General features: G+C 61.3%; 23 protein-coding genes. 11 read left to right on the top strand and 12 right to left on the bottom strand.

The features are described from left to right. The first annotated feature begins 157 nt into the window (after positions 1 to 157). From ACIQUH_RS10230 to ACIQUH_RS10210, 5 genes are read left to right on the top strand one after another with little or no spacing between them, the layout of a single operon-like run. Positions 158 to 973, top strand: coding sequence for a cytochrome c oxidase subunit II (locus tag ACIQUH_RS10230; protein WP_400814432.1), 816 nt, complete (start codon positions 158 to 160; stop codon positions 971 to 973). A 54-nt stretch (positions 974 to 1,027) separates the two neighbouring features. Next, positions 1,028 to 2,806, top strand: coding sequence for a cbb3-type cytochrome c oxidase subunit I (locus tag ACIQUH_RS10225; protein WP_400814429.1), 1,779 nt, complete (start codon positions 1,028 to 1,030; stop codon positions 2,804 to 2,806). Further along, positions 2,803 to 3,507 carry a cytochrome c oxidase subunit 3 gene (locus tag ACIQUH_RS10220; protein ID WP_400814426.1) on the top strand — a complete coding sequence of 235 codons (705 nt, stop codon included), beginning with the start codon at positions 2,803 to 2,805 and terminating at the stop codon, positions 3,505 to 3,507. The genes ACIQUH_RS10225 and ACIQUH_RS10220 overlap by 4 nt, the downstream gene beginning before the upstream one ends. A 12-nt stretch (positions 3,508 to 3,519) precedes the next feature. Beyond that, on the top strand, positions 3,520 to 4,245 hold the full coding sequence (locus ACIQUH_RS10215; protein ID WP_400814423.1) for a heme-copper oxidase subunit III family protein: 726 nt from the start codon (positions 3,520 to 3,522) through the stop codon (positions 4,243 to 4,245). A 14-nt stretch (positions 4,246 to 4,259) separates the two neighbouring features. Next, the gene (locus tag ACIQUH_RS10210) at positions 4,260 to 4,592 is read left to right on the top strand and encodes a cytochrome C oxidase subunit IV family protein (protein WP_400814420.1); all 333 of its coding nucleotides are present in this window, start codon (positions 4,260 to 4,262) and stop codon (positions 4,590 to 4,592) included. A gap of 10 nt (positions 4,593 to 4,602) precedes the next feature. On the opposite strand, the gene ACIQUH_RS10205 is transcribed toward ACIQUH_RS10210, so the two are convergent. Further along, positions 4,603 to 5,481: a LysR substrate-binding domain-containing protein gene (locus ACIQUH_RS10205; RefSeq protein ID WP_400814417.1), complete on the bottom strand. Its 879-nt coding sequence runs from the start codon at positions 5,479 to 5,481 to the stop codon at positions 4,603 to 4,605. Positions 5,482 to 5,605: 124 nt separating this feature from the next. Here ACIQUH_RS10205 and ACIQUH_RS10200 point away from each other — a divergent pair, with 124 nt between their 5' ends. Continuing rightward, on the top strand, positions 5,606 to 6,853 hold the full coding sequence (locus ACIQUH_RS10200) for an SRPBCC family protein (RefSeq protein ID WP_269345042.1): 1,248 nt from the start codon (positions 5,606 to 5,608) through the stop codon (positions 6,851 to 6,853). 4 nt (positions 6,854 to 6,857) lie between these two features. Beyond that, positions 6,858 to 7,925, top strand: coding sequence for a 2Fe-2S iron-sulfur cluster-binding protein (locus ACIQUH_RS10195; protein WP_400814415.1), 1,068 nt, complete (start codon positions 6,858 to 6,860; stop codon positions 7,923 to 7,925). A gap of 60 nt (positions 7,926 to 7,985) precedes the next feature. On the opposite strand, the gene ACIQUH_RS10190 is transcribed toward ACIQUH_RS10195, so the two are convergent. The 10 genes from ACIQUH_RS10190 to ACIQUH_RS10145 all read right to left on the bottom strand — a co-directional run bounded on the left by ACIQUH_RS10190 (position 7,986) and on the right by ACIQUH_RS10145 (position 18,101). Further along, the gene (locus ACIQUH_RS10190; RefSeq protein ID WP_400814412.1) at positions 7,986 to 8,774 is read right to left on the bottom strand and encodes a pyrroline-5-carboxylate reductase family protein; all 789 of its coding nucleotides are present in this window, start codon (positions 8,772 to 8,774) and stop codon (positions 7,986 to 7,988) included. A 14-nt stretch (positions 8,775 to 8,788) separates the two neighbouring features. Further along, the gene (locus ACIQUH_RS10185) at positions 8,789 to 9,787 is read right to left on the bottom strand and encodes a 4-hydroxyproline epimerase (RefSeq protein WP_400814410.1); all 999 of its coding nucleotides are present in this window, start codon (positions 9,785 to 9,787) and stop codon (positions 8,789 to 8,791) included. Between the two features lie 13 nt (positions 9,788 to 9,800). Then, positions 9,801 to 10,664: an ABC transporter permease gene (locus ACIQUH_RS10180; protein ID WP_400814408.1), complete on the bottom strand. Its 864-nt coding sequence runs from the start codon at positions 10,662 to 10,664 to the stop codon at positions 9,801 to 9,803. Next, complete coding sequence (locus ACIQUH_RS10175) at positions 10,661 to 11,509, bottom strand: ABC transporter permease (protein WP_400814406.1); 849 nt, start codon at positions 11,507 to 11,509, stop codon at positions 10,661 to 10,663. Before ACIQUH_RS10175 ends, ACIQUH_RS10180 begins: the two co-directional genes overlap by 4 nt. Positions 11,510 to 11,522: 13 nt before the next feature. Further along, on the bottom strand, positions 11,523 to 12,614 hold the full coding sequence (locus ACIQUH_RS10170) for a glycine betaine/L-proline ABC transporter ATP-binding protein (RefSeq protein ID WP_400814404.1): 1,092 nt from the start codon (positions 12,612 to 12,614) through the stop codon (positions 11,523 to 11,525). Positions 12,615 to 12,700: 86 nt separating this feature from the next. After that, entirely contained in the window at positions 12,701 to 13,552 is an 852-nt protein-coding gene (locus ACIQUH_RS10165) for a glycine betaine ABC transporter substrate-binding protein (protein ID WP_400814402.1), read from the bottom strand. Between the two features lie 77 nt (positions 13,553 to 13,629). Then, positions 13,630 to 14,976: an NAD(P)/FAD-dependent oxidoreductase gene (locus tag ACIQUH_RS10160; protein ID WP_400814400.1), complete on the bottom strand. Its 1,347-nt coding sequence runs from the start codon at positions 14,974 to 14,976 to the stop codon at positions 13,630 to 13,632. After that, the gene (locus tag ACIQUH_RS10155) at positions 14,973 to 16,490 is read right to left on the bottom strand and encodes an aldehyde dehydrogenase (protein WP_400814398.1); all 1,518 of its coding nucleotides are present in this window, start codon (positions 16,488 to 16,490) and stop codon (positions 14,973 to 14,975) included. Before ACIQUH_RS10155 ends, ACIQUH_RS10160 begins: the two co-directional genes overlap by 4 nt. After that, entirely contained in the window at positions 16,483 to 17,394 is a 912-nt protein-coding gene (locus tag ACIQUH_RS10150; protein WP_400814396.1) for a dihydrodipicolinate synthase family protein, read from the bottom strand. Before ACIQUH_RS10150 ends, ACIQUH_RS10155 begins: the two co-directional genes overlap by 8 nt. Then, a complete protein-coding gene (locus ACIQUH_RS10145) occupies positions 17,391 to 18,101 on the bottom strand; it encodes a GntR family transcriptional regulator (protein WP_220319406.1) in 711 nt (236 codons plus the stop codon). Before ACIQUH_RS10145 ends, ACIQUH_RS10150 begins: the two co-directional genes overlap by 4 nt. On the opposite strand from ACIQUH_RS10145, the gene ACIQUH_RS10140 reads away from it, so the two are divergent. Further along, entirely contained in the window at positions 18,060 to 18,377 is a 318-nt protein-coding gene (locus ACIQUH_RS10140) for a hypothetical protein (RefSeq protein WP_220319421.1), read from the top strand. The genes ACIQUH_RS10145 and ACIQUH_RS10140 overlap by 42 nt on opposite strands. Before the next feature lie 6 nt (positions 18,378 to 18,383). On the opposite strand, the gene ACIQUH_RS10135 is transcribed toward ACIQUH_RS10140, so the two are convergent. After that, on the bottom strand, positions 18,384 to 19,430 hold the full coding sequence (locus ACIQUH_RS10135; RefSeq protein ID WP_400814393.1) for a GlxA family transcriptional regulator: 1,047 nt from the start codon (positions 19,428 to 19,430) through the stop codon (positions 18,384 to 18,386). A gap of 85 nt (positions 19,431 to 19,515) precedes the next feature. Here ACIQUH_RS10135 and ACIQUH_RS10130 point away from each other — a divergent pair, with 85 nt between their 5' ends. From ACIQUH_RS10130 to ACIQUH_RS10120, 3 genes are read left to right on the top strand one after another with little or no spacing between them, the layout of a single operon-like run. Beyond that, positions 19,516 to 20,769, top strand: a complete 1,254-nt coding sequence (locus tag ACIQUH_RS10130; protein WP_269827198.1) for a sarcosine oxidase subunit beta family protein — start codon at positions 19,516 to 19,518, stop codon at positions 20,767 to 20,769. A gap of 12 nt (positions 20,770 to 20,781) precedes the next feature. Further along, positions 20,782 to 21,102 (top strand): sarcosine oxidase subunit delta, encoded by a 321-nt coding sequence (locus ACIQUH_RS10125; protein ID WP_137005439.1) that lies wholly within the window; start codon positions 20,782 to 20,784, stop codon positions 21,100 to 21,102. Beyond that, complete coding sequence (locus ACIQUH_RS10120) at positions 21,099 to 24,089, top strand: sarcosine oxidase subunit alpha (protein ID WP_400814390.1); 2,991 nt, start codon at positions 21,099 to 21,101, stop codon at positions 24,087 to 24,089. The genes ACIQUH_RS10125 and ACIQUH_RS10120 overlap by 4 nt, the downstream gene beginning before the upstream one ends. Positions 24,090 to 24,093 lie beyond the last annotated feature (4 nt).

Here is a 24,093-nt window from a genome sequence, read left to right as displayed (position 1 = left end):
CTATCCGTAGATGATCCTCTTTGCCGTTGCGGCCGCGCTGATGGGCGCCGCTGCGGTGGGGACCATAATTGCTCGCCAGATCCATTCGTGAGATAATGCTAATATACTTCGCGATGGAGTTGTAAAACTATTCGTGGCCGGGTCAGGGGAGGAGACGATGGCTGTCGTTGTGGTTCTCGTTCTGCTGGTGGTGGGATCGATCGTGTTCCACCTGCTGAGCCCGTGGTGGTGGACGCCGATAGCCTCGAACTGGAGCTATATCGACAATACCATCATCATCACCTTCTGGATCACCGGCTTCGTTTTTTCGGCCATCGTGCTGTTCGTCGCCTATTGCGTGTTCCGCTTCAGGCACCGCACCGGCAATCGAGCGGCATACGAGCCCGAAAACAAGCGCCTGGAATTGTGGCTGGCGGGCGGAACCGGGGTCGGGGTGGCGGCAATGCTTCTGCCGGGCCTCTTCGTGTGGAACCAGTTCGTAACCGTTCCTGATGGTGCAAGCGAAGTGGAAGTGGTCGGTCAGCAATGGCAATGGAGTTTCCGGCTGCCCGGGGCCGACGGACGGCTCGGACGGGCGGATACGCGCGCAATTGCGCCGAACAATCCGCTCGGTTTGAACAGAAACGATCCCGCTGGAATGGATGATGTCATCGTTGAAGGCGGCGAATTGCATCTGCCCGCCGGCAGACCGGTGAAGATGCTGCTGCGCGCGGTTGACGTCGTGCACGATTTCTACGTGCCGGAGTTCCGGGCCAAGATGGATATGATCCCCGGTTCGGTTACCTATTACTGGTTCACGCCGACGCGGACGGGAACCTTCGAGGTTCTCTGCGCGGAACTCTGCGGCGTCGGCCATCCGCAGATGCGCGGCACCGTTATTGTCGATACCGAGGCCGATTATCAAGCCTGGCTGCAGCAGCAGCCGACTTTCTCGAAATTGCTGGCCTCGGCGGAACCGTCGGCGGCCAGATAAGCGCCGTGCATATGGGAAGGGAAAGCCGCATCGGGGAAACTGGGAGGATGGAATATGGTCGAGATTGGATCCGGCGCCGGGCAGGTCATGCAGCCCGCTGAAGTCGAGGACGTCGAGCTTTATCACCCGAAAAGCTGGTGGACGAAATATGTCTTCAGCCAGGATGCCAAGATCATTGCCATTCAATATTTCCTGACCGCGACTGCAATCGGCGTGGTGGCGCTGGTGCTGTCCTGGCTGATGCGGCTGCAACTCGGTTTTCCCGGCTATTTTTCCTTCATCGACGCCGAACATTATTATCAGTTCATCACCATGCACGGCATGATCATGGTGATCTACCTGCTCACCGCGCTGTTTCTCGGCGGTTTCGGCAATTACCTGATCCCCCTGATGCTCGGCGCGCGCGACATGGTGTTCCCCTATGCCAATATGCTGAGTTACTGGCTCTACCTCTGCGCGGTCCTCGTGCTGGTGGCCGGTTTCTTCGCGCCCGGCGGGCCGACGGGCGCCGGCTGGACGCTCTATCCGCCGCAGGCGCTGCTATCAGGGACGCCGGGCGGGCGCGACTGGGGCATCATCCTGATGCTGTTGTCGCTGATCCTGTTCATCATAGGCTTTACTCTGGGCGGGCTGAACTACGTCGTCACGGTGCTGCAGGGACGCACGCGCGGCATGACGCTGATGCGCATGCCCCTGACGATATGGGGCATATTCACCGCGACCGCCATGGCGCTGCTTGCCTTCCCGGCGCTTCTCGTGGCCGCTGTCATGATGCTGTTCGACCGGCTGCTCGGCACGAGCTTCTTCATGCCTGCCATCGTCGAGATGGGCGAACAGCTGAAGCAGGAGGGCGGCAGTCCCATCCTGTTCCAGCATCTGTTCTGGTTCTTCGGCCATCCGGAAGTCTATATCGTCGCACTTCCCGCCTTCGGCATCGTTTCGGATCTGATCAGCACCCATGCGCGCAAGAATATCTTCGGCTACCGGATGATGGTCTGGGCGATCGTCATCATCGCAGTGCTGAGCTTCGTCGTCTGGGCGCATCACATGTATGTCAGCGGCATGAACCCGAATTTCGGCTTCTTTTTCGCGACCACGACGCTGATCATCGCCGTGCCGACGGCGATCAAGGTCTATAATTGGGTGCTGACGCTCTGGCGCGGCGATATTCATCTGACCTTGCCGATGTTGTTTGCGCTCGCCTTCATCGTCACATTCATCAATGGCGGATTGACCGGCCTCTTCCTCGGCAATGTCGTGGTTGACGTGCCGCTTTCGGATACGATGTTCGTCGTCGCCCATTTCCATATGGTGATGGGGGTCGCGCCAATCATGGTGATCTTCGGTGCGATCCACCACTGGTATCCGAAAGTCACGGGCCGGATACTGAACGAGGCAATGGGACGCGTCCATTTCTGGGTCACCTTTGTCGGCGCCTATGCCATCTTCTTCCCGATGCATTATCTCGGGCTGATGGGCGTGCCGCGCCGCTATTACGAGCTGGGCGAAACCGCTTTCATTCCGGAATCCGCTCACACGCTGAACGTGTTCATCACGATAGCCGCGCTCATCGTCGGTGCGGCGCAATTGCTGTTCCTGTTCAATCTCGAATGGAGCCTGCGCTGGGGTAAAAAGGCGGGCGGCAATCCGTGGCGGGCGACGACTCTAGAGTGGCAAACGCCGCAGACCCCGCCGGTTCACGGAAACTGGGGCAAGGAGCTGCCGGTCGTTTATCGCTGGGCGTATGATTACAGCGTGCCCGGTGCGGATGAGGACTTCCTGCCGCAAAACCAGCCGCCGGCGGCCGGGCCATCCGAAAGGGCCCTGTCATGAGCGCCATTCTTGTCTTCATGGCCGGGATCGCCGGCATCGTCACCTGGTGGATGGCAAGGCAGCGGCTGGCCTCGAAACCCTGGCTGGAAGTTGGCCTGGCAGGCGATACGCCGGAAATGCCGGGATCGTCGGCGACAAGAGCGAAACTCGGGCTGGGGATATTTCTGGCGGTCGTCGGCGCGTTGTTCACGCTGCTCATCAGTGCCTATCTCGGCCGTATGGGCGGCGCCGACTGGTGGGGTATTCCGGTCCCCGGGCTGTTATGGGCGAACACCGCGGCGCTTGCCGCCAGCAGTCTGGCACTGCAATGGGCAAAAACCGAAGCCGGCGCGGGTCGTCGTGAACGGCTGAATGCGGCTCTTGTGACAGGCTTTGCGATGGCGGTTCTCTTTGTCGCCGGGCAGTTTCTGGCGTGGCGCCAGCTCATCTCCGCAGGTTATGTGTTGGCGGATAATCCATCCAACAGCTTCTTCTACATGATCACCGGCCTGCACGGCCTGCATATATCGGGTGGGCTCTTCGTGCTTGGACGTACCGCGATCCGCGCCCGGAGCGAGCCCTTGTCGGCAAGGTTACGCCTCAGTGTGGAGCTGTGCGCCATCTACTGGCATTTCATGCTGGTCGTCTGGCTGATCCTTTTTGCGCTCTTTGCCGGCTGGGCGAATAGTTTCGTCGATCTCTGCCGTCAATTGGTCACCTAAGGAGTGTCGATCATGACCGCATCCATGGAGGAAAGACCGGTAAGTGATCCGCAACAGCGCCCGGCGGGACTGCGCGGCATCGCCGCCGATCTGTCATCGGACCAGCGGGCGTTCAAGAACGTCTCCTGGGGCAAGGCGATGATGTGGATCTTCATCCTGAGCGACATCTTCATTTTCGGCTGTTTTCTTTTGGCCTACATGTCCGCGCGCATGTCCACCACCGTCGCCTGGCCCAATCCGAGCGAGGTCTTCGCGCTCACGATCGGCGGCAAGGATATTCCGCTGATCCTGATCGCCATCATGACCTTCGTTCTCATCAGCAGTAGCGGCACGATGGCCATGGCCGTCAATTTCGGATACAGCCGCGATCGCCGCAAGACCGCCGCGCTGATGGTGGTGACGGCAGCGCTTGGCGCGACATTCGTGGGCATGCAAGCGTTCGAATGGACGAAACTGATCGAGGAAGGCGTTCGTCCCTGGGAGAACCCCTGGGGTGCGGCCCAATTCGGTTCGTCCTTCTTCATGATTACCGGCTTTCACGGCACCCATGTCTCGATCGGCGTGCTGTTCCTTCTCGTCATCGCGCGCAAGGTGTGGCGGGGCGATTTCGATCATGAAAGGCGGGGATTTTTCACCAGCCGCAAGGGGCACTACGAGATCGTCGAGATAATGGGGCTTTATTGGCATTTCGTGGATCTGGTGTGGGTCTTCATCTTTGCATTTTTCTATCTGTGGTGAGTGAGGATGGCATCATGGCAGAGCAACAGTCACAACAGGGACAGCAGCATCCGATAAGACTTTATATGGTGGTCTGGGGACTGCTTTTCGTCCTCAGCACCTTCTCCTATCTGGTCGATTATATCGGCATTCAGGGCTATCCCAGATGGTCTCTGATCATCCTGTTCATGCTGCTGAAGGCGGGGCTGATCATCGCGATTTTCATGCATCTGGCCTGGGAGCGGCTGGTGTTGATCTACGTCATCCTGTTTCCGCCGGTCCTCGTGCTTGTCTTCGCCGCCCTGATGGCGTCGGAATCCAATTACACCATTCTCAGCCGAATGACCTTTCTCGGTACCGGTTCGTAGGCCACCGACGTCAGGCGCTCCTGACCAGCCAGTCCGCGAACAGCCGGGCCTGCGCAGACGCGCGCGGGTGAATTTTCAGATGAAACGCCACGGGTGACGCGATGCTTTCGGGCACAAGCGGGATCAGCGAACCGTCCCGTATCAGATTTCCGACCAAACCATCCCACCCCAGAACCGCGCCGATGTCGTCCTGCGCGCTCTGAAGCGCGATGGTGTAATTGTTGACATGGAAGCCCCGGCCTTTCGGAGCGGGCAGGCCCAGCGACTGGAACCAGTCGGACCAGCTCGTCCAGTTGGTCTCCTCGCTGCTCGAATGGATCAGCGGAGCCCTGAGCAAGTCTTTTATCGAGGAAATGCCGTGTTCCGCCTTGAAATGCGGGGTTCCGAGCGCGACGATCCTGTCCTGGAAAAGCTTGCGATATTCGCAATGATCGTCCTCCGGATTGCCGTAGTGAATGCTGAGGTCGCAGCGGTTCGCCTGCGCCGGAACATCGCTGACGATTTGAGCGATGGTGACTGCGGGATGAAATTTCCAGAACGCGGATATTTTCGGCGTGAGCCAGAGCGAACTGACCGCCGTCGTCGCCCGAATGGTGACATCGACCGCCTCGGGACGATCCCTTATCTCGCCGACGACGTCCGAGATTGCCTCAAAACCGCGCTGAAGCGCGACAAACAGGAAAGCGCCTTTTTCGGTCAGCTCCACGCCCTTGCTGCGGCGGATGAACAGCTGGCAGCCCAGATCGCTTTCAAGCGCCTTTATCTGATGGCTGATCGCCGCCGGCGTCACGTTCATTTCACCGGCTGCCTGTTTGAAGCTCAGATGCCGCGCCGCGGCCTCGAAGCAGACGAGGGCGGTTATCGAGGATAAGTCGTAAGGCCTCGGCATGCATGGCTCTCCACATCATGAGTTTACTTAAACTAAATCAACATGAAAATAATTGCTATTGTCAAAAACAGCGGCGAGGAGGATTTTTGCGGTCAGAACAAGGATAAACCGGGAACCTACCGCCATGAACGCACATATTTCTGCACAGGAACTGCTGGCCCGCCGCAAGCCCGGCCATGCCCTGGAACAACCCTTCTATACGTCGCAGTCGATCTACGATCTCGATCTCGAACATCTCTTCTACAAGGAGTGGCTGTTTGCCATCCCCGCCTGCCAGCTGGTGAAAACCGGCAGTTACGTCACGATGCGCGTCGGCGCCTACAACATCATCATCGTTAAAGCCCGCGACGGCGAAATCCGCGCTTTTCACAATTCCTGTCGTCATCGCGGCTCCATCGTCTGCAAGGCGCGTGAGGGGCAGGTGGCGAAACTGGTCTGTCCCTACCATCAATGGACCTATGAGCTGGATGGCAAACTTCTGTGGGCCAACGACATGGGGCCGGACTTCGACGCATCCTCGCATGGCTTGAAGCCGGTTAGCCTGCGTAATCTCGACGGGCTGATCTACATCTGTCTGTCCGACACGCCGCCGGCCTTCGAGCCCTTTGCCGAGCTGGCGCGTCCCTATCTGGCGGTCCATGATCTTTCCAACGCCAAGGTCGCTTACACCTCGACCATCGTCGAGAAAGGCAACTGGAAGCTCGTCTGGGAAAACAACCGCGAATGCTACCATTGCAGCAGCAACCACCCCGCACTCTGCCGCTCCTTCCCGCTCGATCCGGAAGTGGCGGGCGTTTCGGCTGATGGTTCCATCTCGGCGCGGCTTCAGGCCCATTTCGACCGTTGCGAGGCCGCCGGCGCTCCGGCGCAATTCCTCCTGGCCGGCGACGGCCAATATCGTCTGGCGCGGATGCCGCTCCAGGAAGGCGCGCTGAGCTACACCATGGACGGCAAGGCTGGCGTCGACAAGAAACTGGGCCGGGTCGCCGTGCCGGATGCCGGCTCGCTGCTGGTCTTCCACTATCCCTCGACCTGGAACCATTTCCTGCCCGACCATTCGCTGACCTTCCGCGTTGCGCCCATCAGCCCCACGGAAACCGAGGTCACCACCACCTGGCTCGTTCATAAGGATGCGGTCGAGGGCGTCGATTACGATCTGAAACGGCTGACGGAAGTGTGGATCGCCACGAATGACGAAGACCGCGAGATCGTCGAAACCAATCAGGAGGGAATTTTTTCTCCCGCCTACCGCCCCGGCCCCTATTCGCCGGCACAGGAAAGCGGCGTCATCCAGTTCATCGACTGGTATGCCGGCTGGCTGGAACGCTCGCTGACGACATCTGAGATGGCGGCCCAGATAGCGGCGGAGTGAGGCGATGAACACCATCACAAGGCCGAGACTTGCCTTCTGGTCGGATACGGAAGAGCTGGAATGCGTCTCCTGTCTGCCGGAAGCGCCGAATGTCATGACGTTCGGTTTCCAGTCCCCTTCCGGCTCCCTGTTCAGCTTCGATCCCGGCCAGTTCCTCACGCTGGAACTGCCGGTGCCGGGCGGAAACATCTATCGTACCTATACGATCTCGTCGTCGCCGTCGCGGCCGACCTGCCTCACCGTGACGGTCAAGGCGCAGGCCGATTCCATCGGCACGCGGTGGATGTTCGACAATCTGCGACCCGGCGTGCGGCTGCGTGCCACGGGGCCGGCGGGCCGGTTCTCGTTCATGCAGAACCCGGCGGAAAAATACCTGTTCATCTCGGCCGGATCGGGGATTACCCCGATGATGTCGATGACCACCTATCTTTACGATTCCGGACGCGAGCCGGACATTGTTTTCGTCAATTGTGCCCGGCGTCCCTCCGAGATCATCTTCCGGGAACGGCTCGAGCAAATGGCCTCGCGCGTCAACGGCATCGATCTGAAATGGGTTGTCGAACAGACCGATCCTTTCAGGCCTTGGACTGGTTATCGCGGTTTCTTCAACCAGATCATGCTCGGCCTGATGGCGCAGGACTATCTGGAACGTGAAGTGTTCTGCTGCGGCCCCGAACCCTTCATGCGGGCGGTGCGCGAGGCTCTCGCCAGCCTCGGCTACGATATGGACCGCTACCATCAGGAAAGCTTTCAGGCGGCCCCGCAGCAGGCCGAAGCGGTTCCGACCGATGTCGTTCCGGACGAGGACAAAAAGGCGGAGATCGAATTCAGCCTTTCCGGCATTTCCACCCGTTGCGCCGAGACCGACACGATCCTCGCCGCGGCGCGGGCGGCGGGTCTGATGATCCCTTCGGGCTGCACCATGGGCCTGTGCGGCACCTGCAAGGTCCGCAAGCTCGAAGGGCAGGTTCATATGGTCCATAATGGTGGCATCACCGACGAGGACATCGCCGACGATTATATTCTCGCCTGCTGCTCAAGGCCGATCGGGTCCGTGAAGCTTGAACTATAGAGTGCAGAAGAGCGGCGCGCATTCGCAGGGGAAGCGCGCCGCCCAATGAATGCACTGAAATCACTGAACGGAAAGCGCCTTCGCTTTCCTAAAAGCCGCATCCAGTCCCGCCTCGACCACATTGGCGAAGCCCGCGCGACGCATCGCAAGAATGCCGGCGGCCGTTGTTCCCTTGTAGTCGACAAATGATGTCACGGTTTCGTCGGGAGAGGCGCCGTCCCGTTCCTGAAGCCGCCCCGCACCGATGATGAGCTGCTGAGCGGCGCGGCGGGCCACGGCGGTCGGTATGCCACGCGCGATCGCATCGTTCATCATCGCCTCCGCTAGCAATGCCGGGAATGCGGCGCCCGATCCGGACATGGCGGTAAAATAGTCGATATCCGTCTCGCGGCTGACGATATCCACTTCACCGCAGCTGCGAAACAGCGTGCCGACAGTCTCTGCGTCTCTGGTTTCGGAGGATGCAACGAAGAAGGGCGTATAGGAAAAACCGAGTTCCGCTGCGGCGTTCGGCAAGGCGCGTGCGACACGCGCGGAGCCTGTTCTTTCCCTGATATTGTCGACCGTCACGCCGGCCATCACGGAAACCACCAGTTTCCCGGCCGCTTCGATCTCAACCGCATTCCAATCCTCAGGCCGCACCGAAAGGATGACGATATCGGAATTGTCCACCAATTCCCTGTTGTCCTGCGTCCAGCGGCAATCCAGCGGTTCTGCGGGTTTGCTGCGCCGGAATGAGCATATCAGCCGGTCAGGGGATACCGTGCCGGAGCGGGCGAGCGCCTTCGCTATCGCCGTTCCCAGCCATCCAGCGCCTCCGACGATGCCGATGCGGCCGATATCCACCATGATCGAAACACTCCTCAACCGATCTGAAATCCATGCGCCAGCGGGTCGCGATCATCCACGAATATGGTGTTGTGTCCAATGATCCGCGCCCAGCCGGAGACGCTCGGCAGGATTCCTCTAAAGCTGCCGATCTCCGTCTCCTCCTCGATCCTGCCTTCGAAGATCGTGCCAATCAGGCTTTCCTGACGAAATCTTTCCCCGGCTTTCAGGCGGCCCTTGCCATGGAGTTGCGCCATGCGCGCCGAGGTGCCGGTGCCGCCGGGCGAGCGGTCGATGGCCTTGTCGCCGTAAAACACCGCGCCGCGCCCATCCGCATCGGCTGAAACCGGTCTGTCGCACCAGATGGCATGGTGCACGCCGCTTATTCTCTCGTCCTCGGGATGCACGGGATTGCAGATTTGCGAAAGCGCGCCGCGCAGCTTGCGGCTGAGATCGACGATATCGCCGGCCGACAGGCCGTCGAGACCGGGCCAGGTGGCTTGCGGCTCGACCACCGCGTAATAATTGCCGCCATAGGCGATATCGACAGTGAGCCTGCCAAGGCCGGGAATTTCCACCTGCACATCGGCGGCATGAAGGTAGCTGGCCACGTTGAACATGCGGACGGATTCGACGAAGTCTGTGGGCTTCTCGTATTGAATATCGACCTTTCCGGCGGGCGTCTCAATTGACAGCCTTCCCGGCACCCTCGGGGTCACCAGACCCTCCTCGATGGCCGCCGTCACGAGCCCGATGGTGCCCGCGCCGCACATGGGCAGGCATCCGCTGACCTCGATGAAGATCACGGCGAAATCGCAGTCCTGCCGATAGGCCGGATAGATGATCGCGCCCGACATCACATCGTGGCCGCGTGGCTCGAACATCAATGCCTGCCGCACCCAGTCGTGGTCGCGCACGAATATGTCGCGGCGCTCGGCGATTGGAAGATGCGGCAGCAGCGGCCCGCCGCCGGCGACGAGACGAACGGGATTCCCGCAGGTGTGGGAATCGATGCAGAAGAAGCTATGGCGCATGGCTCTCTTTTTCTCAGTGCGCGCCGTTTCCTCCGGCCGATACCCTGCGGCCCTGCAGCGCGCCTCTGGACAGTCGGTCGAGGAAAATGGCGATGGCGACGATGGCAAGCCCGGCTCTCAGACCCGGACCCATTTCCATGCGCGTCAAGCCGCGCGTCACTTCGGCGCCGAGCCCGCCGGCCCCGACAAGCCCGGCCAGCACGACCATGGCGAGCGACAGCAGAATGCACTGGTTGAGGCCGACCAGAAGCGTGGGCGTGGCGGACGGGATTTCGATCTTGAACAGGATGGACCGGGGCGAGGCGCCTGTTGCCTGTCCAAGCTCCAGAAGGTCCTTCGGCACCTGGTTGAAGGCAAGCGTCGTGAGGCGCAGCATCGGCGGAACGCCATAGACGATCGTCGCGATGATCGCCGGGACACGCCCGAGGCTGAAGATCATCACGGCCGGGATCAGATAGACCCATGGCGGCACGGTCTGCATGATGTCGAGCACCGGGCGGATGAATGTCTCGAACCGCTTGTAGCGCGACGCCAGAATGCCAAGCGGAAAGGCGACCGACACCGAAATGGCGACTGCCACAGTCACCAGAGAGAGCGTCTGCATCGATTCCGTCCACAGGCCCGCGAAGAAACAGAATGCCAGCGCAAATATCGTGACCAGTGCGGCCTTGAGATTGATGGCGAAGAAGGCGAGCAATGTCGCGACCGCAATCAGGACAAAGGCGGGTGGATAGAGCAGCACGGCCTCGATGGCGCCGAGGACCGTCTCTATGAGCTTGGTCGCGGCTGCGAAAAACGGGTGGAAATTGGTGTTCAGCCAGTCCACGGCGGGGGCGAGATAGGTGCCCGGCGAAAAGCGGAGGAGATCGAAGTTCATCTTGCACCTGCCTTTACGCGGTGGGCCGCGCTTTGCGTGAGCCTGTCCAGCACCATGGTCAGAATGACGATGGCGATTGCGGCATTGATGGAGGTGGCGATATCCAGCGTGCGCACCGCCCCGTAGATCGTTTCGCCAAGCCCGCCGGAACCGACGATGCCGGCGATGACGACCATGCCGAAAGCCATCATCAGGCTCTGGTTGATGCCCGCCATGATGCTTGGAATGGCGAAGGGTAGGCGGATTTTCGTGAACATCTGCCAGGAGGTGAGACCGCTCGCGTGGCCGAGTTCGATGAATTCCCGCGGCGTCATGCGGATGCCGAGCGAGGTCAGCCGGATGGCGGGCGGCATGGCGACGATGAAGGTGGCGATGAGCGCGGTGGCCGGGCCGTAGCCCAGGAGCGCGATGGCCGGCAGGAGATAGATGTAAGGCGGCATGGTCTGGATCAGGTCGAGCACGGGTTCGAGCACCCGGTCGAGCGATTTGGCGAAGCCCGCGAGGATGCCGAGCGGAATGCCGACCAGCAAAGCGAGGATCGTTGCCGTGGCGACAAGTGCCAGCGTGCTCATGGTTTCCGCCCACAGGCCCATGGTCGCGCAGAAAAGCAGGGCGACGCCGGCGAGAATGCCGGCCGCCAGGTTGATCAGCCGCCAGCCGAGCAGGGCCGCGATGAGGGCGATGACGACGGGCGGGGCGAGTTGAAGCAGCCCGAGGATGCCGTCATAGCTACCTTCAAGCAGCCGGCTGACGAAATCGAACAGCCCCTGGCCGTTATCGCCGATCCAGCCGAGCGCATCCTCCGTGACGCTGTCGAAGCGATCCGTGATGATCGAGGTATCCATCTCCCGTCCTCCGCTATGCCGCCGCGAATTCTTCGGCGGGCGCGCCGGCCACCCCGCGCAGAAGGTCGCGGGCGGTGACGATGCCGACGACGGCATCTTTCTCGAAGACGGCGACGGCGTCATGGTCGGACTGCATCGTGAGATCGATCAGCGCGCCGATATCGGCCTCCGGGGAGGCCCGGAGCAACGTGCCGATATCGCACTGGGGCCGCGAGGCCGTAAATTCCGCAACCGGCTGCATGACCGAATGCGCCTTCACCAGATGGATTCTGGAGATGCCCGCCACGAAATCGGCGACATAGTCGTCGGCCGGTTTGGTGACGATATCCTCGGCGGTGCCGACCTGCACGATGACGCCGTCCTTCATGATGGCGATGCGGTCGCCGATGCGGATGGCCTCTTCGAGGTCATGGGTGATGAAGACGGCGGATTTGCCGAGCGACTTGGTCAGCTGCCGGAACTCGTCCTGCAATTGCCGTCGGATGAGCGGATCGAGCGCGCTGAACGGCTCGTCCATGAGAATGATCTCGGGATCGGCCGCGAGCGCACGGGCAAGGCCGACGCGCTGCTGCATGCCGCCGGACAACTCGCTGGGATAACGCGACGTCCAGTCGGCCAGCCCGACTTTTTCAAGGGCGGCGCGCGCTACGCGGTTGCGCTCGTCTTTGGCGACGCCGCGCACCTCGAGGCTGAAGCCGGCATTTTCGAGCACCGTCCGGTAGGGCAAGAGCGCCACGCTCTGGAAGACCATGGCCATGGTGCGGGCGCGCAAATCCCGTAAGTCGGCGGCGTTCAGCCGGGCGATATCCTTGCCCTTCACCGTGATCTTGCCGACGCTCGGCTCGATGAGGCGGTTGAGAAGCCGGATGAGGGTCGATTTGCCGCTGCCGGAAAGACCCATGATGCAGAAGATTTCGCCACGGCGAACCTGAAGGCTGGCGTCGGAGACGCCCACGACACAGTCGAAATCCTCCAGCACCTGCTTCTTTGACAATCCGCGCTCGGAGACGGCCTTCACGGCAGCCTGGGCGCGCGCGCCAAAAATCTTCCAGACGTTCTGGCAATCCACCAACACTTCGTTGGGTTCGTTCATCATAGCATTCATTGCGTTCCCCACGGGCCTGCTCGGAGCCGGCCTTCAACTTTTGGAAATCCCCGTGCGGGCCGCCTCTGCGGCCCGCACGTTCAGGGTCATTCGCCCTTGATGTTTTCCCAGCGCTTCAGAAGATCGGCGTGACTGTCGGTCCAGTCCTTGACCGCCTGATCCATCGTCTTGCCGTCGTTGACGGCGGCATTGATGGCGGTGATATCGGCAAGCGGCACATAAACGCTGGCGACCACTTCACGCGCACGCGGATATTTCTCGGAGAAGCCCTTCTGAGCGATCCAGTAATAGCTCTGCGGCGGCGGGAATACGGCCTTCGGGTCCTTGAGGAACTTGACGTCGTATCGCTGCATCATCCACGACGGCTCCCAGATCGTGACGGCGATCCATTCCTTGCGGTCGATCGCCGACTTGAGCGCGGCGGTCATGGCGGCCGTGCTGCCTTCGACGAGCTTGAGCTTCAGGCCGTAATCCTTCACGGCGTTGCCGGTGTCGCGCATCAGGCCGGAACCGGGTTCGATACCGACGATCTTGCCGCCGAACTTGTCGGCATTGTCATTCAATTGATCGACGGAATCCACGGTGACATATTTCGGCACGGCGATGCCCTGGAAGAGACCGTGCGACACGGGCGAAATCTTCTCGAGACGCCGCTTGTTCTTGTCCCAGTAATCCTGCGCGACATAGTCGATCTGCGAGGCGAGCAGCTGAATATCGCCCTTGGTCAAAGCGGCATAGGCGATGCCCCATTCCGAGAACGGCACGACCTTGACGGTGTAACCGGAATCCTCGAGCACCTTTTTGGTAATGCCGGTAATGGGTGTGAGATCCTCCCAGGACATGGTACCCAGGGTTACGGTCTTTTCTTCCGCCTGCGCGGAAAATGCCGTCATGCCGACCATCGCGGCCGCGCAGAGCGCTTTCCATAAAGTCTTCATAATATTTCTCCTAGTTTTTGTTCCCATTCTTATCGAAGACCCGACGCCGGCCCGGTCCTCCTATTGCGCGGGAGGGATCATCCCTCGCGGCCTGCACGCAATTCCTGCAATCGGATCACCGAATTGATGCCGAGCCACGCGAAAGGCTCCGGCGGCAGCCGGGTGGGCTCGGGATGATCCATGTATTCTTCGAGGTGTCTGGAGGCGTTGCCGGTCGCCAGTTCCGCCGCCATCATGCCGGCAAGCGTGCTTTTCACGGTGCCGAGCCCGTTCTCGCAGCAGGCGGAATAAAGCCCCTCCTCGATCTCGCCGAAGGCGGGCACATGGTTGCGGCTGAGACAAAGCCTGCCGGCCCAGCTGTGCTCGAAACCGATATTGCGAAGGCCGGGAAAGCGGGCGTCGAGCGAACGCCGATGCGCCTGCGCCATCTTTGCAAGCCGCCGCTCGCTGATGCCGACCGTCGTCTCATAGGTGTATTTCGTGCGGATCGCGATGCGTGACTGGCCGCTTGAGGTGATCTTGCGCACGGTCGCGCCCATCGCATCGGCAGGCAAAAGCGCCCATCTGTCCTCGCCCGAGACGCGGTGGCCGAAATCGTCGGCCGCAAAGGGCGCGGTGATCGAGGCATAGGCGAAAATATGCATCAGCCGTCCGCCGAAATGGCCGAAATCGTCGATATGGCCGTTCACCCCGAGAATGACCTTCGGAGCGCTGACGCGGCCCTTCGGCGTCACCGCCGTCCAGATGTGATTTTCGTGTCTGAGCGCCGTGACGGGCGAATTTTCGAACAGGTCCACCTTCGACGACAGGCCGGCGGCCAGTTCGCGAATATAGTCCGCCGGCTGGATCAGCACCGCTCCCGGCGTATAAAGCCCGCCGAGATAATAATCCGATCCCGTCAACGCGTGCATCTCGGCCGCATCGAGGAAACGGTGTTTTTCGCCGGCGTTTTTCAGCGACAGGCCGAAACTCTGGTTGAGTTTCAGTCCCCGCTCGGTGGCGGCGGCATTGATCTTGCCGGCCGGATCGAATGTCTGGCGTGACATTTCATATTCCGCCGCCGCCTCGCCGGCGAATTTTATCGCCGACCGGTTCTGCGCCATTTCGAGCTGGGTGGCATCGGCCGCTCCGCGCGAATATTCACCGGAGGCGAGGTTATGCGGGACGTCGATCATGAAGCCGGAATTGCGTCCGGACGTGCCTCTACCAACCTCGCTCGCATCGAGCACGACGATCCTGTCGCCGGGACGGAGCTGCGTGAGGCGGCGGGCAGCCGAAAGACCGGCAAAACCCGCGCCAATGATCAACCAGTCCGCCGTCACGTTGCCTTCCAGGCTGCGGACCGGGAAGGAACGTTTGCTGATCGCCTCCCAGCCCGAGATGCCGTTTTCGACCGGCAAACGTTTGACGGACCGGCTCGTCATCTGACCGTCTCGTCCACCGAACGATCCGATATGTCGATCCAGATCGTCTTGAGTTCGCAATAATTGTCGTGCGCGAAGATCGACTTGTCGCGCCCGCCGAAACCGGATTCCTTGTAGCCGCCGAAGGGCGTGGTGGCGTCGCCTTCACCGAAGCAGTTGACGGTGACGATACCGGCGCGGATTTCCCGCGACAGCCGGATCGCCTTGCGCAGGCTTGCGGTATAGACGGAGGCGGCGAGGCCGTAATTCGTGTCATTGGCGAGACTGACCGCCTCGGCCAGCGTGTTGAAACTCGTCACCGACAGGATCGGGCCGAAGATTTCCTCCTGGAAAAGCCGGCTCGCCGGCGTCACCTTGTCGACCACCGTGGGTTCGATGAAGATGCCCTTCTCGGTCTTGCCGCCGTGAACGATCAAAAGCTTCTCGGTCTTCACATCCTCAAGGAAGGAATGGACCTTGTCGAAATGGGCCTTGCTGACCAGCGCGCCGACGCGGTTTTCCGGGTCGAGCGGGTCGCCCATCTTCCAGTCGCGCATATAGGCGCCGATCCGCTGAAGCAGTTCGTCCTTGATCTTCGCGTCGACGATCAGCCGCGAGGAGGCCGAGCAATTCTCGCCCATGTTCCAGAAGGCACCGTTGACGACCTGCTCGGCAACGAGATCGAGGTCTTCGGCGTCATCCAGCACCACCGCCGGGTTCTTGCCGCCGCATTCGAGCACGACGCGCTTGAGGTTGGAATCGGCGGCATAACGCAGGAACCGCCGTCCAGTCGGCGTCGAACCGGTGAAGGCCACCATGTCGACATCCATATGCAGGCCGATCGGCTCGCCGACTTCCTTGCCGCCGCCGGTGACGACGTTGAAGACGCCGGCCGGAATGCCGGCCTCATGGGCGAGTTCGGCGACGCGCAACGTCGTCAGCGTCGTTTCCGCCGCCGGCTTGACGATGACCGAGCAGCCGGAGGCAAGCGCCGGGCCGATCTTCCAGGCGAGCATCAAAAGCGGGAAGTTCCACGGCAGCACGCAGCCGACGACGCCGACGGGTTCGCGCACGATCATCGCGAGCGCATTGCCGGTGACCGGGGCGGTATTGTCGTAAAGCTTGTCGATCAGTTCGGCGTGCCAGCGAATGGTATGGATCGTATCGGGAACATCGACCGTCTGGCATTCGCGGATCGGCTTGCCGCTGTCGAGGCTTTCCATGACGGCCAGTTCGTGCCGGTTGTTTTCCAGAAGCTTGGCGAAATCGAGCAGGATCGCCTTGCGGTCGGCCGGTGCAAGGTTGCGCCAACGGCCGTCCTCGAAGGCTTCCCGCGCCTTGGCGACGGCGAAATCCACATCGCTTGCGTCACAGGCGGCGATTTCGGCCAGCGTATCGCCGGTGGCGGGGTTGGTCGAGGTGAATGTCTTGCCCGATTTCGCCGGGACGAAAGCGCCGTCGATGAAGGCATTGGCGGGCAATTGCAGATTGGCGGCGATCGCGCGGTATTCGGCGGCGGTCAAAGGTTCATACATGATTGGCTCCCGACGTGATCTGGGCAACGGTGCGCTTCAAGGTGGCGACGACAGTCTGGAGGGTGCGTTTTTCCTCGGAATTGAGTGGCCTGAGCGGGGCGCGGGCGGGACCGGCCTTCAGGCCGATGATCTCGCAGCCGTGCTTGATGGACTGCACGAACTTTCCGCATTCGAGGAAATCCATCAGCGGCAGCATCGCGGTCATGATCGCGCGGCCCTTGTCGAAATTCTTTTCGAGAACGCAGGCTTCGTAGAGCGCCACATGTTCGCGCGGCAGGAAATTCGAGCCCGCGCAAACCCAGCTTCTCGCCCCCCAGGCGAAGAATTCCAGCGCCTGATCGTCCCAGCCGCAGGAGAGCGCAATATGCGGAAACTTGCGGGCGAGCAGATGCAGATTGCCCATGTCGCCGGAGCTTTCCTTGATGGCGACGACGTTCCTGGATTTGCCGACGCGGGAAAAATATTCTTCCCCCATCACCACGCCCATGCGGGCGGGATAGTTGTAGAGCATGATCGGCAGATTGGCGGCGCGGTCGACGGCCAGCGCATGGACCGCATTTTCACGCTCCGTCGGCAGCGCATAGGGCGGCGAGGAGACGAGAATGGCGTCCGCCCCGATTTCCTTCGCGGCCTTGGCATAGTCAATGGAATCCTCGGTGCGCGTGGCGCCGGTGCCGACGATCAGCGGCAGCCGCGTGCCGATGACCTGCTTGGCGTAAGCGGCGAGATCGAAGCGCTCCTGCGCCGTCTGCGCGTAATATTCACCCGTGGAACCGCCGACGATGATGCCGTGGACGCGGGCTTCGATCAGATGTTCCAGAACGGCTGCGAAACCGTCACGGTCGATCTGCCCATCGGGCCCAAGCGGCGTGATCGCCGGAGTATATATGCCTTCGAACTTCAAGACGATTTCTCCATCGCTGCGACGGGCACCTCGACGAGGGCATCCGCCTTCATTCCCTGTGGTGCGATGAACATTTCCATGTTCTCGCGCGACAATTCCCAATGCTCGAAAACCAGATCGACAACGGCATCCTCGTCATGCTTTTCAATCGCGGCGATGAAGCCGTCATGATGCTCGACGGCGAGCTTCAGGCGCTCGCGCATGTCGTCGTTGCGCGGCCGGTAAAACGTGTGACCGATGCGGGCGTGATCGATCAGCAGCCGGCCGAGGCTCGCCTGCAGATAGACGTTGCCGGACATGTCGCCGATCAGGGCGTGGAAATGGTTGTTTTCCACCACCATGGCCGGCGCATCGCCCGTCAGGCTTGCCGTGCGGAACCGCTCCTGCGTGTCCCTCAATTCGCCAAGCTGTTTTGGCCGGAAATTCTGTACGGCGAGGCGGCCGATCGCGGCATAGATCATCGGTGCGACCAGAAAGAAGTGCCGAAGCGTCTGGTGATTCATCGGAATGACACGCGCGCCGCGATTGGCGCGGATATCGATGTAACCCTCACCCTCGAGACGGCGGAAAATTTCCCGGACAGGCGTGCGCGACAGGCCGTAGCGTGCGCCGAGGCTCACCTCATCGAGATCCTGATCGGGGTCGAGTTCCATCGTCAGAATCTGATGCTTGATATCTTCATACAAGCCGTTCTTGCCGTTTTTCATCCAAACCTCCTGCCCGAACCGGTGTGGGCGCATTCCATTCCTGTCGACGTTGAAAAAGCTGACACGGCTTTTGCGATGAGTCAACGAAATTGTATAATCTCGTTATACATTGCTTATAAGAAAATAATTCATTTCCGTGATTTCGCACGCCTGATGATGCATATATTATTGAAAATATTATGCTTTAAAGAATTTTGGTTGTTTGCATGGGCTGGCGAGACCGCCCCGTTTCAGCAGCGGACAGGGCGTGGAAAGCCCGGTTTGGCGATGATCTGAGCGCGGTCAGGGCTGTGGAAGCAGCACGCCGACGGCGAATTCCTCGTCGGTTGCAACGTGGCCGGCCTGGGTCTTGCGATATTCGCTGGGGGTGAAACCGCGCTCGGTTCGCAGCGTGCGGGAAAGGTGGGGCGCGTCGCAAAAACCGGTGGCGAGCGCAATCTGGGTGATCGTGTCATGCGTGGTGCGCAGGAGGGAGAGGGCACGGTCCAGCCGAAGCTCGAGATAGACCTTGGACGGCGTCGCGTTCAGGTCGCTCAGGAAACGCCGTTCGAGGCTGCGGCGGCCAAGGCCGAGATCATTTGCCAGTTCCAGCACGGTCCTCGGAACCTCGATATTCTGCTGCATCCGCAGGATCGCCTTTTTCACCAGGGGATCATTGGCCTTGCGTGCGCTCTGCTGGCCGGGCTGCGGTTTTTCGCCGCTCAGCGCGCTGTCGATCATCATGATATTGAGGCTTTTGATGGCGGCGGACTGGCCGACATGGCGCTCGACGAGAAAGGCGGCCAGATGGGCGGCGCCATGGCCGCCGGAACAGGTCAGCCGGTCGCGGTCGATGACGAAGATCTGGTCGGAGACCATTTGCACCGTCTCGAACCGGTCGAGAAAATCCTGGTGGTGGAACCAGCTCACACAGCAGCGATATCCATCGAGCAGGCCGGCCTCGTGCAGAATGAAAACGCCGGTGCAGAGCCCCACGATGGGAATGCCCGCCGCCGCCCGGTCTTTAAGGAAGCGCAGCGCCTCCTGCGGCAGGGCGCTGTGATCGCTGATCAAACCGCCAACAACCACGATATAGTCGTAGTGCCCGGCATCCATCAGCCGCGTATCCGGCTGCACTTTCACGCCGCAGCTCGATTGCACGCTGCTCAAGGTTGCCGACAGCACCGACCATTCGCACAGGATCGGCCGGGAACGGTCGGCCTCGTCGGCGGCAAGACGCAGCACATCGACGAAATTCGCAAAGGCCGACAGCGTGAAACGGTCGGCAAGCAGGAAGGCGACGCTGAGGCGTTTTCTGGCGCGGTGTGAGGTCATGACGCAAATATTCATGCAAACAGACGCGATTGTCCAGCCGGGGCGCAACAAATGCTCCTAGCTTTTGCGACACGAGATTTTCCAACCATCGGGTCCGCTCATGACGCGTTTTAATGCCTTCAATCTTTTGCGGAATGCCCTGACCGGCCACAAGAACTGGGACGAGCAATGGCCCGACAGTCAGCCGAAAGCCGAATATGACGTGGTCATCGTCGGCGCCGGCGGCCATGGTCTGGGGGCTGCCTATTATCTGGCCAGCCAGCACGGCATCACCAATGTCGCCGTCATCGACAAGGGCTGGCTCGGCGGCGGCAATACCGGCCGCAACACGACGATCATCCGCTCCAACTATCTCTATGACGAGAGCGCTCGTCTTTATGACCATGCCGTCGATCTGTGGGAGAACCTCAGCCAGGAGCTGAACTACAACGTCATGTATTCCCGGCGCGGCGTGCTGATGCTGGCCCACAATGTGCACGACGTGCAGAGCTTCAAGCGTCATATCCATTCCAACCGCTTGAACGGTGTCGACAATCGCTGGCTCAGCCCGGAAGAATGCAAGGAATATTGCCCGCCCTTGAGCATTGCGCCGAATGCCCGCTATCCTGTCATGGGCGGCGCGTTGCAGGAGCGTGCGGGCACGGCGCGCCACGATGCGGTCGCCTGGGGTTATGCCCGCGGCGCCGCCGCCCGTGGCGTCGATATCATCCAGAACTGCCCGGTCACCGCCATTCGCCGTAACGCCGATGGCTCCGTTGCCGGCGTGGAAACGGCGCGCGGCTTCATCAAGGCGAAGAAGGTCGCGGTCTCGGCCGCTGGCCACACATCTGTCGTCATGGATACGGCCGGTGTCCGCCTGCCGCTCGAAAGCTATCCGCTGCAGGCGCTGGTGTCGGAGCCGATCAAGCCGATCTTCCCCTGCGTGGTCATGTCCAATGCGGTGCACGCCTATATCAGCCAGTCCGACAAGGGCGAGCTGGTGATCGGTTCGGGTACCGACCAGTACACCTCCTATTCGCAGCGCGGCGGCCTGCCGCTGATCGAACATACGATCGCGGCCATCGTCGAAATCTTCCCGATCTTCAACCGCATGCGCATGCTGCGCAAATGGGGCGGCATCGTCGATGTCACGCCGGATCGCTCGGCCATTCTCGGCAAGACGCCGGTCGATGGGCTCTACGTCAATTGCGGCTGGGGTACGGGCGGGTTCAAGGCCACGCCGGGCGCTGCCCATACCTTCGCCTGGACCATCGCCAAAAACGAACCGCACCCGATCAACGCGCCCTTCACGCTGGAACGCTTCCGCTCCGGCCGCCTGATCGACGAGGCCGCCGCCGCCGCCGTGGCGCATTGAGGAGCTGACCCCATGCTTTTGATCCGCTGCCCCTATTGCAACGAAACGCTGCCCGAAGCCGAATTCACCTATGCCGGACAGGCCCATATCGTCCGCGCCGCCGACCCGTCGTCGCAGACCGATGAACAATGGGAAGAATTCCTGTTCATCCGCGAAAACGTCAAAGGTCCGCATTTTGAGCGCTGGCGGCACCTGCATGGTTGCGGTCGCTTCTTCAATGCCGTTCGCGACACGGTGAGCGACCGGTTCCTGACGACCTATCGCGCGGGCGAGCCGCGACCTGAACTGTCTTCCCTGACCCGCGCCCCAGCAAGTTCCGAGGTGTCGAAATGAACTCCTATCGCGTTTCCGGCCGTGGCCGTGTGGATGCCGCCCGCTCGGTAAACTTTACCTTTGACGGCAAGACCTATCGCGGAGCGAAGGGCGATACGGTCGCCTCGGCGCTTTTGGCCAATGGCGTGCATCTGATGGGCCGCTCGTTCAAATACCACCGCCCGCGCGGCCCGGTGGCGGCGGGTTCCGAGGAGCCGAATGCGCTGATAGGCACCCGCCGCAGCGCCTGCCGGTTCGAGCCGAATACCCGCGCTACCATGCAGGAAATCTGGAACGGGCTGGAAACGACCTCGCAGAACAAATTTCCGAGCCTGAAATTCGACATCGGCGCCGTCAACGACATGGCCTATATGCTGTTTTCGGCCGGTTTCTACTACAAGACCTTCATGTGGCCGAAGAGCTTCTGGAACAAGGTCTATGAGCCCTTCATCCGCGCGGCCGCGGGTCTCGGCGTTTCTCCCAAGGAGGAAGACCCGGACACCTATGCTTCGCGCAACCTGCATTGCGATGTGCTGATCGTCGGCGCCGGTCCTGCCGGTCTGGCGGCGGCGCGCGCGGCGGCGGTCGATGGTCTGAAGGTCGTGCTGGTCGATGAAAATGCCGAAGCCGGCGGTACGCTGCTTTCCGAACCGCAGGCGAAGATCGACGGCAAGCCGGCATGGACCTGGCTGGCGGATGAATTGAAGGCGCTGAAGGAGCGCGGCGTCAAGATCATGACCCGCACGACGGCCATTGCCTATTACCATCAGAACATGATCGGCCTTTGCGAAAAGCTGACCGATCATCTTGAGACCGTGCCGAAGGATACGCCGCGCGAACGCCTGTGGCGGGTACGCGCGCGGCAGGTGGTGCTGGCGCAGGGCGCTCTGGAAAAGCCGCTGGTCTTTCACGGCAATGATCGGCCGGGCGTTATGCTCGCGGGCGCGGCGCAGGCCTATCTCAACCGTTACGGCGTAAAGGTCGGCAACCGCCCGGTGGTGGTGACGAGCCATGACAGCGCCTGGTATGCGGCGTTTGATCTTCACGGTGCCGGCGCGCGCGTTCAGGCGATTGTCGATACCCGCGCCAGGGTGCGGGAAGAACTGGTGAACGAGGCGCGTGCGCTCGGCATTCCGGTCAAGCTGTCGCATACGGTCACGGCAACGTCGGGACGGCTGCGCGTCAAGTCGGTCCGCATCAATCCGATGAATGGTTCCACGGTCGCTGCGGGACAGGAGATCGCCTGCGACGCGGTGCTGATGTCGGGCGGCTGGACGCCGTCGCTGCACCTCTTCTCCCACACGCAGGGCAAGCTTGCCTGGGATGACGAGCGCACGACCTTCCTGCCCGCCCTCACCAATGAGGACTGTGTGATAGCAGGCGCCGGACGCGGGCTCTGGGGCATCGAGGCCGCGCTGAAGGACGGCGCGGAGCGGGGTCGTGAAGTCGTTGCCGCACTTGGCAAGGCTGCCAATTCTTCCAGCCATGCGGTGGAGCATGATCGTACCGGCAGCGGTGTCTCGCACACGGAACTGCCGAGCGACCGCGATGCCGGCAAGGCCAAGGCTTTCGTCGATTACCAGAACGACGTGACCGCCAAGGATCTGAGGCTTGCCGTGCGGGAGGGCATGCGCTCCATCGAGCATGTCAAGCGCTACACCACCAACGGCATGGCGACCGATCAGGGCAAGATGTCCAACATCAACGGTCTCAACATCGCGGCGGAAGCGCTCGGCAAGCGACAGCCGGAAGTGGGTCTAACCACCTTCCGCCCGCCCTATACGCCGACGACCTTCGGGGCTTTCGCCGGTTATCACCGCGGCGCGCATTTCGAGGTGACGCGCAAGACGCAGATCGACGGGTGGGCCGAAGCCCATGGCGCGGTCTATGAGCCGGTCGGGCAATGGCGTCGCGCCTGGTATTTCCCGAAGCCGGGCGAAGACATGGATGCGGCGGTCGGGCGCGAATGCCGGGCGGTGCGCGAAAGCCTCGGCATTTTCGATGCTTCGACACTCGGCAAGATCGAGGTTGTCGGTCCTGACGCGGTCGAGTTCATGAATCGCATGTATACCAATCCCTGGACGAAGCTCGCACCCGGCCGCTGCCGTTACGGCCTGCTGCTCGGCGATGACGGCTTCATCCGCGATGACGGCGTTATCGGCCGCATGACCGAGGATCGTTTCCACGTCACCACCACGACAGGCGGTGCGGCCCGTGTGCTGAACATGATGGAGGACTATCTCCAGACGGAGTGGCCGGATCTCAATGTCTGGCTGACCTCGACGACAGAACAATGGTCGACCATTGCCCTCAACGGCCCGAATGCGGCAAAGCTGCTCGCACCGCTGGTGGAAGGCGTCGAGCTGACGGAAGAGGCCTTCCCGCATATGTCCTGCGTGGAATGCACCGTGGCCGGCATGCCGGCGCGGCTGTTCCGCGTCAGCTTCACCGGCGAGATCGGCTTCGAGGTCAACGTGCCTGCGCCGCTTGGCCGCAAGCTCTGGGAAATCCTGTGGGAGGCCGGCCAGCAATATGGCATCACGCCCTATGGCACCGAAACCATGCATGTGCTGCGTGCCGAAAAGGGCTACATCATCGTCGGCCAGGATACTGATGGCACGGTCACACCCTATGACGCCGCGATGGGCTGGGCCGTGGGCAAGAACAAGCCCGATTTCGTCGGCAAGCGCGGCCTTGCCCGCCCCGATCTCGTCGCCAAGGATCGCCGCCACCTCGTCGGCCTTCTGACGGAAGACCGCTCGAAGCTGGAAGAGGGCGCACAGATCGTCTTCGACCCGAAACAGCCGATCCCGATGAAAATGGTGGGGCATGTGACCTCCTCCTATCATTCGGATGCCGTCGGCCAGCCGATCGCGCTGGCTCTGGTGGAAGGCGGGCATGAGCGGATGGGCGAGACCGTCTATATTCCGATGCTGGATCGCACCATTGCCGCGAAAATCACCGGGATTGTCTTTGTCGATCCCGAAAACACCCGCCTGAAGATTTGACCCG

Source organism: Agrobacterium sp. NPDC090283 (assembly GCF_044769685.1).
In the GTDB taxonomy this organism is placed as follows: domain Bacteria; phylum Pseudomonadota; class Alphaproteobacteria; order Rhizobiales; family Rhizobiaceae; genus Agrobacterium.
The sequence above is the reverse complement of the archived record's forward strand: the minus strand, read 5'-3'. Positions and strand labels throughout refer to the sequence as shown.